This is a genomic window from Burkholderia sp. L-4, from assembly GCF_056856535.1.
The window spans coordinates 104,462-117,363 of record NZ_JBXEOX010000003.1 but is presented as its reverse complement, the minus strand read 5'-3'; the positions used below and the strand labels follow the sequence as shown (position 1 = coordinate 117,363).

The window sequence follows — 12,902 nt, the reverse complement described above, 5'->3', positions numbered from 1 at the left end:
ATGAAGCTCACGACTGCACAACCCGCACGGAACCCCCGACCAACGACGAAGGCTCGGGCACTGTCCTATTTGATGTTCGAGCGTCCCGATCTCGAACGGGCCGAACGATTTCTCAACGATTTCGGCCTGCGGACCGTATCCCGTGACGGCGAATATCTGTTCCTCCGGGGCACCGCCGCCACGCCGTTCTGCTACGTCGTCCGGCGCACTGAAAAAAACCGCTTCGTCGGCTTCGGGCTTGAAGTTGACGACATCGACGCACTGCGAAAGCTTGCCCACGTGCCGGGCGCATCGGACGTGGAGCCGTCACCGTGGCCCGGCGGCGGGCATCGAGTCACGCTCGTCGATCCATCGGGTTTTCGTGTTGACGCAGTCGCGGGACAAGCGCGGGCCGGCGCCCTGCCGCACCGGTCGGCGTTACCGTTCAACTCGCCCGATTCCATCGTTCGTGTGAACGATACCCAGCGTCCGCCGCCGGAGGTGCCGGAAGTGATTCGCCTCGGTCATGTCGTGCTCGAACTCGCCGACTTCCAGGCGACCTGTGCGTGGTACACGTCTCACTTCGGCTTCATCCCGAGCGACGTTCAGGTGTTGCCTGATGGATCGCCCGCCGTCGCGTTCCTGCGACTCGATCGCGGGGCGATACCCGCGGATCACCATACCCTCGCGTTGGCACAGGGATTCGCAGCGCTCTACAGCCACTCGGCATTCGAGCTGGTTGACGCGGACGCGGTGGGGATCGGGCAGCGTCTGCTGAGCGAAAAAGGATGGACGCACGCATGGGGGATGGGGCGCCACATTCTCGGTAGTCAGGTCTTCGACTATTGGCAGGATCCGTGGGGCGACAAGCACGAACACTATTGCGATGGGGACATGTTCACGGCGGACGTGGCCACGGGCATCCACGAAGTCAGCCGCGAAGCGATGTCGCAGTGGGGCCCCCGGATGCCGCGCAGCTTCACCAAACCGAAGATCACTGCCGCAAGCATCGCATCGCTCATCCGAAACCTCCGGACCAGTCCGGACGTCACCTTCGCGAAGCTGCGCACGCTCGCGAAACTGTTTGCGTGACTTTCATCTTCACTCAGACCTGTTCGAGGCATCTTCATGGCATTGCACGTCTTGCACTATCGGCATCAGGGGCGCGCCCAATGGGGCGTGGTGACGAATCACCGGATCACACCGATACCGGGCGACTACCCGACGACCGGCGAATTCGTGCGGGCACATCGGATCGATGAACTCGCCGCGCTCGGCGGAGAAACGATTCCCGAGTCGGACGTGGAGTGGCTGTCGCCGGTCACGCACAATCAACAGTTCGTTTGTCAGGGCGCCAACTATCGCCAGCACATGATCGAGTCTGGCATGAATCCGGACGCGAAGTCATTCAACATGATCTTCACGAAGGCGACCGGCTGCATCGTCGCCGCCGATTCCGACGTCATCCGGCCGCAACATGTGCAGTTTCTGGATTACGAGATCGAACTGGGGCTCGTGCTTCGCCGCGATATCACGTCCCGGCAAGCCATCACGGAACAGAACCTGCACGAGTACGTGGCCGGCCTCGTGATCGTCAACGACTATTCCGCACGCGATATCCAGATTCCCCAGATGCAGTTTTACAAAGGGAAAAGCTATCGAACGTTCGGGCCGGTGGGGCCGTATCTGTGCCTGCTGGAGGCAAGCGATATCGCACGGCTGCGCACGCTGACGCTGACACTGACCGTGAACGGGGAAGTCCGGCAGAGCGATTCGACCGGGAACCTCGTATACGGTCCAGCCGAAACACTCACCGAGCTTTCGGGTGTTCAGGATCTGAACGCCGGTGACTTGCTTGCAACGGGCACGCCTTCCGGATGCGCGCTCAGCATTCCGTCGCCGGCGAAGCAACGAATTGCCGCGTTGCTGCCCGAGCACGTGAAGTGGCGGATTTTCACGAAGGTTCAGGCCGCGCGTCCGCAGTATCTGAAGGCCGGGGATCTGGTCGAATCACGGATCCGGAGCAGGGACGGGGCGATTGACCTCGGTGTGCAACGCAACCGAATCGTGGACCAGCTCGCATGAACGCCATCGCAACCGAAGCGGACGTGCTGCGGATCGAAAACCAGGGGCCGCCCGCCGACCTCCCGGCCAGCACCTACGAGATGATCGGCCGTGGTGCGGCGATCGACCCGACCGCGCCGGCCTTGTCGTTTTTCCTGCGCGCCGACGATCATCGCAAGCCATCGCGCTGGACTTATTCGGAGCTTATGCGGGATATCACCCGGACCGCGAACATGTTTTCGCGCCTGGGCATCGATCGCCACTCGGTGGTTGCCTACGTGCTGCCGAACTTGCCGCAGACGCATTTCGTCATCTGGGGAGGCGAAGCGGCCGGGATCGTATGCGCCATCAATCCTTTGCTGGAGGGGCCGGCAATCGCATCGCTGCTCAAGGCCGCACACGCAAAAGTGCTGGTGACGCTGACGCCCTTTCCGGGAACGGATATCTGGTCGAAGATCCAGCCCATCCTCAGCCAGGTGCCGTCGCTGCAAAGCCTCGTCCTGATCGATCTGGCCGAGCGCGTGCAGGGTTGGCGCCGAATGGCGGCGCGCGTGATGGGGCGCCGCGAATGCAAACGGCTGCACGGGCGCGCGGGTCTGCGCGGCGCCGTTCCGCGCCACATCGCGATCCACGATTTCGACGCTGCGATGGCGCGCGAATCCGGTGATGCGCTGCTGGCCTCACGGCGTTTCGAAGCCGACGACATATCGTCCTACTTCTGCACGGGAGGCACGACGGGATTGCCGAAAATCGCGATTCGCCGGCACGGCAACGAGGTGGCCAATGCCTGGAGCGTCGGGCAGGTCGTCGGTACCGGGATGGGCCCGGGGAAAACCGTTTTCTGCGGACTACCGCTGTTCCATGTCAATGCCGTGCTGGCAACCGGCCTGGTGCCGTTCTCGCGCGGCGCACATGTGGTGCTCGGTACGCCACAGGGCTATCGCGGCGACGGAGTCGTCAAACGATTCTGGGAAATCGTCGAGCAACACCGGATCAATTTCTTCAGCGCGGTACCGACCTTGTATTCGGCATTGCTCGACGTGCCCGTCGACGGCTGGAATATCGACTCGCTCGAGTATGGGCTCTGCGGTGCCGCGCCGATGCCCGTGGAAGTATTCCGCACGTTCCAGGATCGCACCGGGGTCCGGATCCTCGAAGGTTACGGGCTCACCGAGGGCGCATGCGTAAGCAGCGTCAATCCGCCAGGCGGCGAACGGCGTCTCGGTTCGATCGGTTTGCGCATCCCTGGCCAGATGATGAAGGCGGTGATACTCGACGACGCCGGCCGCTACGTGCGCGATTGCGTCGAGAACGAAGTCGGTGTGCTGACGATTTCCGGGCCGAACGTTTTCGCGGGCTATCTTCAGGAAGATCAGAACAAGAGCTTGTGGCTCGATCTCGACGACGGCCGGCAGTGGCTCAACACCGGGGATCTCGCGCGGCGCGATGCGCAGGGCTACTTCTGGCTCACGGGCCGCCGCAAGGAACTCATCATCCGGGGCGGTCACAACATCGATCCGGCGACGATCGAAGAGCCGCTGCACCGCCACCCGGCAGTGCAAATCGCTGCGGCAATCGGACGTCCCGACGTGCATGCAGGCGAGCTGCCCGTCGCGTACGTGCAGTTGAAAGCCGGCGCAACCGCAACCGAGACGGAGCTGGACACATTCATACGCGGCTTGATCGGCGAGCGTGCCGCGCTACCGAAGCGGATTCATATCGTCGAGGCAATGCCGCTCACGGCGGTCGGCAAGATCTTCAAGCCCGAACTCAAACGACGGGAGACGCTCGACGCGCTGATCGCCGCGCTGAACGATGCCGGCATCGAGGGTGCCCGAGTGAGCATGGCGGACGACCCGTCGTGCGGGCTCGCCTTGCATGTGGCGCTGAGCGATCGCGCGCAGATAGCGAAGACCCATACGGTGATGGGTCGCTTCCCGTTTGCCTTTTCGACGTCGGTCGAACCCGAACATCAGTGACTGTCGATTCTCGGAATGCTTGACGTTGGATTAAGCAAATATGTTCGGAATCCGAAGTTACTGAAAGATCTTTTGATTAACGAAGAAGAACCCGATGCCCTTGGCGTCGCGCTTCATCCGCGCAGGACCCGCCCGCGCGTCACGTCTGGCGCACGGGGATGAAGACAGGTTTCACGATTCCTGAACGCAAACACCAAAATCTGGAGACAATCATGAAACGAATGAGCGCAGGAACCCTCGTACTGCTCGCGGCCATCTCTGGCGCGCACGCGCAATCAGCCGGCCAGTGGGTAGTCAATGCCGGCTGGTCGCACTTTGCCCCGCAGGGGTCGGCTGATCCGCTGACCGTCAATGCGCTCGGCCGGTCACAAGTGATGACCGGCAGCGGTGGGGAGATCGCAAGCGGCGATACGTTCGGGCTGACCGCAACGTACTTCTTGACCGACCATATCGCGGCGACGATGGTCATGGGCGTTCCGCCGACATGGCGCCTGAACGGTGCGGGCACGCTCAGCGGTATCGGGGAACTGGGCACTGCACGCGCGTGGAGTCCCGCGATCCTCTTCAACTACTATTTCGGCCAGCCGAATGCGCGGTTCAGGCCGTATCTGGGCGCCGGCGTCACCTATACGTGGTTCAGCAACATCAAGCTGAGCAATCCAGTCTCCACCGGGCAGATCTATTTTTCGCCGACCGCTGGGACAGCGCTCGAGGGGCCGACGTCCGTGTCGCTCAGCAAGTCCTTTGCGCCCGTCGTCAGCGGCGGCCTGACCTACAACATCGACTCTCGCTGGTCGATCAACGCGTCGGTGGCGTATTCGTGGGTATCGACACGCGCCACGCTGACGACCCGGTCGTCCGTCGGCACGGTCACGAGCACCAGCAAATTCCGGGTCAATCCGATCGTGACGTTCCTTTCGGTCGGATACCGCTTCTGATCGCGGGCGACGTCGACGGCCGAACGCGTGCTCCGGTCGGTACCGGTCTTACCCGACTTCACATTGCGGAACACAGCGGCCTTGTCGCTGTGGAGCGCCCCAGGTTTGCCGTGCCATTCGATGTACGCTCGTGTCGCTTCGAAGTAGCCGAAGGTCGATTCGGTTTGCGTAAAGTGCAACATCGTCAGCCGGCTCGTCGCGTCGTCGACGTACACCAGCGGCGTGCAGGCCGGCGCCCGTTCCTCGCACCATCGATGATCGCAGCCGTCGATCTGGATCAACGCCCCCCAGGCACCCGCCGATAGCCGCTCGGGATTGGACACTTTCTCCCCTCGCACTGGACTCGGCGACTGCATATTGAGCCGCCCCATCATCATCTTGCCAGGCAAGGTCGAGCTCTTTAGGACGTCGCCTCACGCGCAAGCAAGTCCTGCCGCGCCGCGCGCCAGTCAGAGCAGCTGCGGCGTGCCGGCCCAGACCAGCACGGCTTCGTCGTCGCGCGTGTTGGTCCAGAGATGCGGAATTGTCGATTCATAGTGCGCGCTGTCGCCTGCGCCGAGCACGAACGATTTGCCTTCGAGCGTGATCGTCACTTCACCACTGAGCACATGCACGAATTCCTCGCATGCGTGCGTGGTCACTTTGCTTGGTCGCTCGCCGGGAGGCATGCGCACGAGAATCGCTTCGAGTTGGCGGCCGCCCGACTGATTCGACAGGCGCGCGAGCAGATCGGCTGAACCGGCGAAGGCGAAGTACTGCAAATCCTTATGGCGGCGCACACGGCCTTCCTCGGTCGGCGTATCGACGAAATAGCTGACGGACACGCCCAGCGCTTTCGCGATGCTCGCGAGCGAAGTGATCGACGGGCTGGCGTGATCTCGCTCGACCTGAGAAAGAAAGGATTTCGAAAGATGTGAGACGATCGCGATGTCATCCAGCGTGCGGCCCTGGCGCTGGCGCAGCGATCGGATCTTGCTTCCGACGGAGACGACGTTCCGGGTTTCGACGGGTTTCGATGCCATGACCTGCCTCATTTCTTCGGTGACCGTACCGCCGCTTAACGCGTTGCCGTCCACCGATACCGACCGCCCTCAGTTAGTCGGGCCTAGTGCGACCATGCATCCGTTTGCTCGCCCAGCAACAACCTCCGCGCCAGGGCCAGCGCCTCGTCTTTCGTCGCAACCGTGAGCATGGGATAGCCCCAAAATTTTTCGTAGACCAGAGCGAACGCCTTGGCCGCCAGTCGCTTGGCGGTATTCGGTTCGATGTAGATCCCTGCCTTGACGAAGGTTCGCAATTCGCTCTTGTGGCGTTTCATCCAAAGCGAGGTTTGCTTCCTTTCTTCCGGCGAATGTTCGTGTTCGCCTTGATCAAACCCCTCGTCGTTGAGTAAAACGAAAACTTCCTTCCGTGCGAGCAATCCCTCGAACTCGGCAAAAGGCGAGGCTGCGGGGTCGGTGCCTGGCGCGTTCAGCCGCATCCAGACCAAGGGGAACTTCGAGGCGTCAATCAACATGCCAATACTCCTTCGGCGCTTCACGGGAAATAGCTGGCGGCCCTACCTCGTCAAGAAAATGGGATACCCCTCCGGACCGGAAGCGCAATAGCCCTGGCGAGCAGAACGACCAGCATGGTCAATCACACGATACCGACGGAATGGCTGGACGTCATTGCACAAGTTGGCCATAATGTTTTTCAATTAGGCCAGCGCCTCATCTTGGATCCGAAGCCCGATACGCATCATGTCAAGCATTGCCATCACCGATCCGACCGTGGCCAAGGACGTGGACAACCTGCCCCGTCCCGTTGTCGCCCTGAGTGCCATGTCGGTAGCCAAGGGCTGGGAACATGCGAGGCATCGGCACCGCAGGGCGCAACTGCTTTACTCCGTCCGTGGCATCCTCAACTGCGAAATCGAAAACGGTGTCTGGATCGTGCCGCCGCAATGCGCGGTATGGATACCGGGAGACTTGCCCCACTCGGCACGGGGATCCGGTGAAACCGAATGTCATTGCCTGTTCGTGGAGCCTGATGCCGCACCGGATCTTCCGAAAACCTGCTGCACGATCTCCGTCTCGCCATTGTTGCGCGAGTTGCTTCTGAAGGTGGCCGGCTTCCCCGCGTCATACCCGTCGGGCGGCCGGGAAGACCGACTGATTGCCGCGTTGCTAGATGAGTTGGCGGCGGCGCCGGTAGAAGACCTGCATTTGCCGATGCCGCGTGATCCGCGATTGCGCCGACTCGCGGAAATGCTGTTGGCCGATCCTACCGACAAAACCTCAAAGGGCGATTGGGCTACCCGCATTGGCATGAGCGAACGAAGCATGAGCCGGCTTCTGCTGCACGAAATCGGCATGAGCTTCGGACGCTGGCGCCGGCAATTGCATGTGATCCTTGCGCTTCAACGCCTGACCATCGGCGAAAGCGTGCAAACGGTGGCGCTGGAACTGGGCTACGAAAATGCCAGCGGATTCATCACCATGTTCCGCAAGGCGGTAGGCAAGCCGCCAGCACGATACCTTTCCGATCGAACGACAACCGCGCAGTCTGCCGCCGTACGCGGCATCATGCTTCCCGATTAAGTCTCACCTTGACGGGAGCGTGCCGTCGTCCACCGAGCATGGACGCTTGGCAGCAAAAAGCGGCGAGGCGCCGTCAGATCGGGCGACCACGGTTTAAAGTCGCCTACTCTCTTCTCCTGCGGAACGACCGACATTCCGCACACGTCACGGTGATGGTAAAAGCTGGCTCCTTGTCGAGATCGAAGCCTTCCTTGGTCGCCAGCGATCGAAGATGCTCGTGCAAAGCCCGGTCCTCGATAAAAACCAACCGCGCGCCACAGTGGCAGCGCACGGTGTCGTTCTGAAGGTTCTTCCTATCCGGCTTGAGCGCGTAGAGTGCGCGGCCTTGTGCGCCCTCCGTACGGACCAGCAAGCCGGAGGTCCACAAATCATTCAGCGCACGGTAGATCGAGGCCGGTTTGAGGCTGTCGAGTTGCGTGCAGAGGATGCGATACATTTGACTGGCATCGAGACAGCGCGGCGCCGCCTGTTCCAGTACGGACAGGACACGGGTACGAGCGATCGTCGGTCGCAGTCGGCTGGCCGCCAATCGTTGTTCCTGAGACGACATCGGCGGTGTGGTCGCCGGACAGGCTGCTGTGGTGTGCTTCATCGTGTGTTTGCCAGACGGCGGGCTCTTGCTGCCGAATGATGTAATCAGGTCAATGATCCGAGGCGGGTCGTCGTGCGGGTCCATATCCGTCTTCCTTCGCTATGCCGGACCTCCGGTCGTTCGCGACAACGCGGAGCCGCGTGGCTAATGGTTGGCATCAGACATCGGCGCGACGGTGAGATCGCCCACGCGCCGATGCCCTCGAGCATTACTGCGTACTGGCCTGTTCCCAGCCACCGCCAAGCGCCTTGAATACGCTGACTCGCGCAGAACCGACTCGCTGGTCAGCAGCGGCCACCTGGGCTTTCGCGTCGATCAGACCGGTCTGTGCCACGATCACGTCGAGGTAGCTGATGGAGCCGGCGCGGTAACGCTGGTCGGCCAGCCGGAAGGCATTCTCGGCACGGTCACGCGCCTCTGCCAGCGCATCGCGCTGCTGCATCGCCGCGCCATAGGCGCTCAACGATTGCTCCGACTCTTTCAGTGCATTCAGCACGGCACCGTCGAAGCTGGCCAGCGACGCCGCGCTTTGTGCCTTCGCCTGCGCAATGCGACTGCGAGCCACCATCATGTTGGGGAACGTCCACGAGATGAGCGGCCCGAAAGAGAAGGACAAGGTGCGATTGCCTTTCAGGTAGTCGTTGCGCAGGTAGTTACCCGAGGTGCCCAGCGTGACACGTGGATAGAGATCCGCCACGGCCACGCCGATGCGGGCGGTATCCGCCGCCAGTTGGCGCTCGGCCTGCCGCACGTCGGGACGACGGCGCAGCAGCGCCGTGCCATCGCCGACCGGCAACGCACCGGAAATCTCGGGAGCCTTGGTGCAGGCACGCGCCGGTTCCGGCACTTGCGAGGGCGTGCGCCCCGTCAACGCGGCCAGCTCGAACAGTGCGGCTTCGCGCTGGCCTTGCAAGGGCGGCAATGCGGCCTGGGCCTGAGCCAGCGTGACGCCAGCCCGTTCGACATCCAGATGCGACGCCGAGCCCGCGCGCGCCTGGCTGTCGATGAGATCCAGGCTGCGCTGTGCCAGTTCGACGGACGAGCGCGCCACGCCGATGGACTCACCGTAGCTGCAGGCGTCCACATAGGCCCGCGTCGTCTCCGCAACAACAACTACCCTGGCGGCATCGTAGGCGGCGGCGATTGCATCGGTGTCGTCGCGAGCAGCCTCGATGTCGCGCCTGACCCGACCGAACAGATCGAGTTCATAGGAGACGTCGAGGCCGGCGCTGTAGCTCCATTGCGCGGGGGCCTGGCCGGTGCCGGACCACGTGGTCTGATCGCGCCCGTATCCCACGCCTCCTGACATACGGGTCGAAGGGAATTGCCCGCTGCGCGCTTCCGTGTAGATGGCCCGCGCGCGATCGAGGTTGGCCATCGCCACGCGCAGGTTGGGATTGGCCGACAAGGCCTCCTGCACCAGCTTGTCGAGCGCGGGGTCGTCATACAGCTTCCACCAGTTCGCGGGCAGTGCTTCGGCAACATCCGTATTGGACGGGTGACTGACGAACGGGCCTGCTGCGGTTTCCGGTAAGGCCGGCGCGTGGTAATCGGGGCCGCTGGCGCAACCTGCGGTGATAAAGGCAACGGCCATCGCCATGAAGGCTGCGCGTGGAGAGGGAAGCGTCGCCGGACGCGACACAACAGGCATCGCGGGAACCGGTTTAAAGAGCGACATCGGGAGCCTCCGCAGTAGCGAGTTCACGGGCGCGAGAACTTTCCGCTGTTCCCCGGTGATCCTTGGCGATGAAACTGTAGATGGTGGGGAGTACGAACAGCGTGAAGAAGGTGCCGACCATCATGCCCATCACCACCACGATGCCGATGGAGAACCGGCTGGCCGAGCCTGCGCCGTCTGCAAACAACAGCGGCACAAGGCCGGCGACCATTGCCGCGGTGGTCATCAACACGGGACGCATCCGCACCGCCGCCGCCTTCTCGATCGCCTCGATGCGGCTCAGGTTTTCGTGGTGCTGGATATGGTTGGCGAAAGTGACCATCAGGATGCCGTGCTTGGAGATCAGGCCGATCAAGGTGACCAATCCGATCTGCGTGTAGATATTGAGCGTGGCAAAACCCAGCCACAGCGGCACCAGCGCGCCGCAGACCGCCAGCGGCACCGTCACCAGGATCACCAGCGGATCGCGCAGGCTCTCGAATTGCGCGGCCAGCACCAGGAAGATCACCACCAATGCGAAGCAGAAGGAGACCAGCAGGCGGTTGCCTTCCTGCACGAACTGGCGGCTGTCGCTGAGCCAGTCCACACTGGTGCCGGGCGGCAGCGGCTGCGATTGCAGGAACTTCACAGCCTCGCCCATGCTCACGCCCGGCGCCGGCAGCATTTCGAGCGTGGTCGAATTCATCTGGCCGAACTGGGTGAGCTGGTTCGCTTGCGGGCGCATCTCGACATGCGTCACGGTCGACAATGGCACCAGTGCGCCGGAGGTCGTTTTGACATAGAAGCGCCCGAGGTCTTCCGGTGTCATACGCTCGGCGCCGCGCACTTGCGGGATCACGTCGTAGGAGCGGTCGTGGAAGTTGAAGCGATTGACGTAGTTTTCGCCGACCAGCACGGCAAGGGTATCGGCGACAGACTGCATGGTCACCCCCATTTCGCTGGCCTTCGCATTGTCGATCGTGATGTGTGCCTGCGGGCTGTCGTAGGACAGGTCGTTCTGCACGTAGAGGAACAGACCGCTGGCATAGGCCGCTGCCTTGATCTTCTCGCCGGTCTCGTACAGCGTCTTGAAGTCGTCGGGCGAGCGCAGCACCATCTGCACCGGCAGGCCGCCGCTGGAACCCGGTAGCGGGGGCAACTGCACGGCGGTCAACGTCTCGCCGTCGATGGCGCCGCCGGCGGCTTGAATCTGCCCCTGGATCTCGGTGGCCGACCGCTTGCGCTTCGACCAGTCCTTGAGGATCGCGCCACCGAGCATCATGTTCTGGCCACCGGCGGAGTCGCCGATGTTCATGAAGCTGCTGTCGAACTCGGGAATCTGCTCGAACAGCTTTTCGATCTGCTGAGCATAGCGGGCGGTGTAGCCGACGCCCGCATATTGCGGGGCCTTGGTGACGACGATGACGGCGCCCTGGTCCTCGGTCGGCGCCAGTTCGCGGCGGGTGCCGGTGAACAGCACCGCGATGGCGGCCAGCACGGCCACGCCGACCAGCAGCACCGCACCGCGAGCGGCGAGCGTGCGGGCCAGCAGGCGCCCGTAGAACGCCGTCAGCCCTTCCATGTAGTGCTCGACCCGCTTCGCCAGCCGCCCCTCTCCCTGCCTGGAACTGAGCAGCATCGAGCTCATCACCGGCGAGAGCGTCAGCGCGACCACGCCGGAGACGATGACCGAGCCGGCCAATGTGAAGGCGAACTCCTTGAACAGCGCGCCGGTCAGTCCACCCATCATGCCGATTGGCGCATAGACCGCCGCCAACGTGACGGTCATGGCGATCACCGGCCCGACGATTTCGCGTGCGCCGAGCAGGGCCGCGCGCACCGGCGTCAGCCCCTCCTCAATGTGTCGATGGATGTTCTCCACCACGACGATGGCATCGTCCACCACCAGACCGATCGCCAGCACCATCGCCAGCAGGGTCAACAGGTTGATCGAAAAACCGCAGACCAGCATCAACGCAGCGGTGCCGACCAGCGACAACGGAATGGTGACGACCGGAATGATCACCGCGCGGAACGTGCCGAGGAACAGGAAGATCACCGCGATCACGATCACGATGGCTTCCACCAGCGTGTGTTTTACTTCCTCGATCGAAGCATTGACGAAGCGCGCTACGTTGTAGTTCGGCGCTACCGTCAGTCCCGGGGGCGCCATTGCACGAATCCTGGTCAGCAGTTCGTTGGCCTGCTTGACGATCTCCAGCGGGTTCCCGGCCGGCGTGGGCTGGATGGCGACGAAGATCGCGGGTATGCCGGTAGCGAACGAGAGGCTATTGTAGTTTTGGCCGCCTATTTCCACGGTGGCGACATCCGACAACCGCACGACGCCACCGCCGGGGCTCGACTTCACGACCATCTGGCGGAAGTCCTCGACGCTGCGCAAATCGGTGGCGGCGCTGATGTTGGTGACGGTCAGCGCGCTCTTAAGCTGGCCCGGCGCGGCCTGCACGTTGTTGGCGCGCAGCGCGGCCGATATCTCGCCGGCCGACAGCCCGCGCGCGGCCAACCTCACCGGGTCGATCCAGATGCGCATGGCCAACGTCTGGCCGCCATAGACGTCCGCCGAGGCCACCCCCGGAATGCTGGTGAGCAGAGGCTGCGCAACCCGCGATGCGAAATCCGTCACTTGCGGGATCGACAGCGTCTTGCTGTAGAAGGCGATGTACTGCACCGCTGTACCGCCCTCGGTGGACTTGCTGATGACCGGATCGGTAATGCCCGCCGGCAACTGGTACTTGACCTGCTGCACCTTGGCAAGGATTTCGGTCATCGCGCGATCGGCGTTGGCGTTGAGCACCAATCGCGCCTTGATCTCGCTCTTGCCTTGCGTGGTGGTCGAACTCAGGTATTCAATACCGCTGGCCGTGGCGATGGACTGCGCGATCGGCGTGGTCACGAAACCCTGCATCACGTCCTGGGTTGCCCCGGGCAGCGTGGTACTGACCGTGATGGTGGCGTTTTCGAGATAGGGGTATTGCCGCACCGGCAACAGGAAAATCGACGTGGCACCCATCAGCAGAATGAGCAGGCTGACGACCAGTGCCAGGATGGGTCGACGGATGAAGATGTCTGTAAAGCGCATGGCGTGGTTTC

The 12,902-nt window shown here is 62.8% G+C and carries 10 protein-coding genes and 1 pseudogene; 5 read left to right on the top strand and 6 right to left on the bottom strand.

Annotated elements, in window-relative coordinates:
* The 4 genes from AC1VVG_RS31055 (at window position 1) to AC1VVG_RS31040 (ending at window position 4,960) form a co-directional block, all read left to right on the top strand.
* Entirely contained in the window at window positions 1–1,071 is a 1,071-nt protein-coding gene (locus AC1VVG_RS31055; RefSeq protein ID WP_175026854.1) for a VOC family protein, read from the top strand.
* A 36-nt stretch (window positions 1,072–1,107) separates the two neighbouring features.
* Window positions 1,108–2,064, top strand: a complete 957-nt coding sequence (locus AC1VVG_RS31050) for a fumarylacetoacetate hydrolase family protein (RefSeq protein WP_034191941.1) — start codon at window positions 1,108–1,110, stop codon at window positions 2,062–2,064.
* The gene (locus AC1VVG_RS31045; protein WP_226229248.1) at window positions 2,061–4,022 is read left to right on the top strand and encodes an acyl-CoA synthetase; all 1,962 of its coding nucleotides are present in this window, start codon (window positions 2,061–2,063) and stop codon (window positions 4,020–4,022) included. Before AC1VVG_RS31050 ends, AC1VVG_RS31045 begins: the two co-directional genes overlap by 4 nt.
* 212 nt (window positions 4,023–4,234) lie before the next feature.
* Window positions 4,235–4,960, top strand: a complete 726-nt coding sequence (locus tag AC1VVG_RS31040; RefSeq protein ID WP_482837361.1) for an OmpW/AlkL family protein — start codon at window positions 4,235–4,237, stop codon at window positions 4,958–4,960.
* A gap of 23 nt (window positions 4,961–4,983) precedes the next feature.
* Here the strand turns inward: AC1VVG_RS31040 and AC1VVG_RS31035 are convergent.
* From AC1VVG_RS31035 to AC1VVG_RS31025, 3 genes and pseudogenes are all read right to left on the bottom strand, one after another.
* A pseudogene (locus AC1VVG_RS31035) lies at window positions 4,984–5,247 on the bottom strand (ISNCY family transposase); the annotation flags it as partial.
* A 162-nt stretch (window positions 5,248–5,409) separates the two neighbouring features.
* Entirely contained in the window at window positions 5,410–5,982 is a 573-nt protein-coding gene (locus AC1VVG_RS31030; protein ID WP_059562337.1) for a cupin domain-containing protein, read from the bottom strand.
* 83 nt (window positions 5,983–6,065) lie between these two features.
* Window positions 6,066–6,476, bottom strand: a complete 411-nt coding sequence (locus tag AC1VVG_RS31025; protein WP_034191945.1) for a hypothetical protein — start codon at window positions 6,474–6,476, stop codon at window positions 6,066–6,068.
* A 226-nt stretch (window positions 6,477–6,702) separates the two neighbouring features.
* Here AC1VVG_RS31025 and AC1VVG_RS31020 point away from each other — a divergent pair, with 226 nt between their 5' ends.
* Complete coding sequence (locus tag AC1VVG_RS31020; RefSeq protein ID WP_034191946.1) at window positions 6,703–7,542, top strand: AraC family transcriptional regulator; 840 nt, start codon at window positions 6,703–6,705, stop codon at window positions 7,540–7,542.
* Window positions 7,543–7,645: 103 nt separating this feature from the next.
* Here AC1VVG_RS31020 and AC1VVG_RS31015 read toward each other — a convergent pair whose 3' ends face one another.
* The 3 genes from AC1VVG_RS31015 to AC1VVG_RS31005 all read right to left on the bottom strand — a co-directional run bounded on the left by AC1VVG_RS31015 (window position 7,646) and on the right by AC1VVG_RS31005 (window position 12,891).
* Window positions 7,646–8,218 carry a Fur family transcriptional regulator gene (locus AC1VVG_RS31015; protein ID WP_080288027.1) on the bottom strand — a complete coding sequence of 191 codons (573 nt, stop codon included), beginning with the start codon at window positions 8,216–8,218 and terminating at the stop codon, window positions 7,646–7,648.
* 124 nt (window positions 8,219–8,342) lie between these two features.
* Window positions 8,343–9,812, bottom strand: a complete 1,470-nt coding sequence (locus AC1VVG_RS31010; protein WP_226103821.1) for an efflux transporter outer membrane subunit — start codon at window positions 9,810–9,812, stop codon at window positions 8,343–8,345.
* Entirely contained in the window at window positions 9,799–12,891 is a 3,093-nt protein-coding gene (locus AC1VVG_RS31005; protein WP_482837358.1) for an efflux RND transporter permease subunit, read from the bottom strand. Before AC1VVG_RS31005 ends, AC1VVG_RS31010 begins: the two co-directional genes overlap by 14 nt.
* Window positions 12,892–12,902: the final 11 nt, after the last annotated feature.

Excerpts from the sequence above, each read along its gene's own strand:
- AC1VVG_RS31005 (WP_482837358.1), bottom strand. The coding sequence starts at position 12,891 with ATGCGCTTTACAGACATCTTCATCCGTCGACCCATCCTGGCACTGGTC.
- AC1VVG_RS31020 (WP_034191946.1), top strand. The coding sequence starts at position 6,703 with ATGTCAAGCATTGCCATCACCGATCCGACCGTGGCCAAGGACGTGGAC.
- AC1VVG_RS31010 (WP_226103821.1), bottom strand. The coding sequence starts at position 9,812 with ATGTCGCTCTTTAAACCGGTTCCCGCGATGCCTGTTGTGTCGCGTCCG.
- AC1VVG_RS31030 (WP_059562337.1), bottom strand. The coding sequence starts at position 5,982 with ATGGCATCGAAACCCGTCGAAACCCGGAACGTCGTCTCCGTCGGAAGC.
- AC1VVG_RS31055 (WP_175026854.1), top strand. The coding sequence starts at position 1 with ATGAAGCTCACGACTGCACAACCCGCACGGAACCCCCGACCAACGACG.
- AC1VVG_RS31050 (WP_034191941.1), top strand. The coding sequence starts at position 1,108 with ATGGCATTGCACGTCTTGCACTATCGGCATCAGGGGCGCGCCCAATGG.
- AC1VVG_RS31040 (WP_482837361.1), top strand. The coding sequence starts at position 4,235 with ATGAAACGAATGAGCGCAGGAACCCTCGTACTGCTCGCGGCCATCTCT.
- AC1VVG_RS31015 (WP_080288027.1), bottom strand. The coding sequence starts at position 8,218 with ATGGACCCGCACGACGACCCGCCTCGGATCATTGACCTGATTACATCA.
- AC1VVG_RS31025 (WP_034191945.1), bottom strand. The coding sequence starts at position 6,476 with ATGTTGATTGACGCCTCGAAGTTCCCCTTGGTCTGGATGCGGCTGAAC.
- AC1VVG_RS31045 (WP_226229248.1), top strand. The coding sequence starts at position 2,061 with ATGAACGCCATCGCAACCGAAGCGGACGTGCTGCGGATCGAAAACCAG.